The 1,410-nt window shown below is 28.0% G+C and carries 1 protein-coding gene; it reads left to right on the forward strand.

Translation table 11 applies throughout. The features are described from left to right. Nucleotides 1–154: 154 nt before the first annotated feature. The coding region (locus tag GBZ86_RS15905) for a DDE-type integrase/transposase/recombinase (RefSeq protein ID WP_152892277.1) at nucleotides 155–1,410 on the forward strand (1,256 nt) is incomplete at its 3' end.

Here is a 1,410-nt window from a genome sequence, read left to right on the forward strand (position 1 = left end):
GTTAGTGTAAAGTTTCTACACTACTTTTCTTTTTAAAATCTTTATATATCAAGGTTTCGAAAGTTTTTTTGCATAAAAAAACAACGACCCCCTAATTTCATGTTAAAATTGAATCTCAAAACCACAAAATTAACCATGAAAGGTTGTCGTTATTATGGATTCAATTATAACTTATTTACTTGCTTATAATCAATATTTAATTAGTGTAATTTATCAATTAATTATCTTTATTTCAAAAAATATTCCTCTTAGTCAAATGACTTTTGATGATTCAAATAGTCCAGAATATCAAAAATTTAAAGTAGATAAACTGCCTACAATAATTAAATTTGAAAAGCAAGACTATCAATTTCTTTTAGCTTATTACAAGCATAAATATAACAAGCTTATACGTCCCGTCCAAAGACGTAACGGAATATCTATTCCTGAAAGTATCAGTTGTCCTAAGTGCGGTTCACCACATCAGTACATTTATGATAATAACGGTAATAAAGGTCAATATAAATGTAAAGTATGTGCGTTAACTTTTAATGAATCTAATTTTGCTTATAAACCAGTTGTATTCAAATGTCCTTATTGTAGTAAAACTTTAGATGCTAAAAAAGAAAGAAAACACTTTAGAGTTCATAAATGTATAAATCCAAAATGCTCTTACTATCTAAGTAATCTTAAAAAATTACCTAAGGATATAGAGCCTAATAAAAAATTTAAATATAAACTCCATTACATTTATCGTGAATTTACTTTAAATTTCTTTAAAATGGATTTATATTCTTTATCATCTAGAGCAACTAACTTTAGTTTTAAGAAGTTTAATCCTCACATACTAGGATTATGCCTTACTTACCACGTTAATCTTAAACTATCAACACGCCAAACTGCTCATGCATTGGAAGAAATACATGGTATTAAAATATCACATACAATGGTTGCAAATTACGCATTAACTGCCGCAGCTGTTATTAAACCTTTTATTGATACTTTTGATTATAAACCATCAAAGTTATTAACTGCTGATGAAACTTATATAAAAGTAAAAGGTGTAAAACATTATATTTGGTTTATCATGGATGCCTGTAAAAAATCCATTATCGGATATCAAGTTTCTGATACTAGATCTACAGGACCATGTATTTTAGCTATGAGAATGGCTTTTGATAAATTTAAAGATTTTCCTAATAAAGCATTAAAATTTGTAGCAGATGGTTTTACAGCATATCCTTTAGCTAAGCAACAATTTGAATTAGAAGAAAATAAATCATTTAATCTAGTTCAAGTTATTGGACTTAAAAATGATGATGCAGTTTCCTCAGAGCATCGTTGGTTTAAGCAAGTTGTTGAACGTTTAAACCGTACATTTAAATCTTCTTATCGTGTAACCTGTGGTTACGGTAGTGAAGATGGTGCCTT

This window comes from Clostridium tarantellae (genome assembly GCF_009295725.1).
GTDB lineage: Bacteria > Bacillota > Clostridia > Clostridiales > Clostridiaceae > Sarcina > Sarcina tarantellae.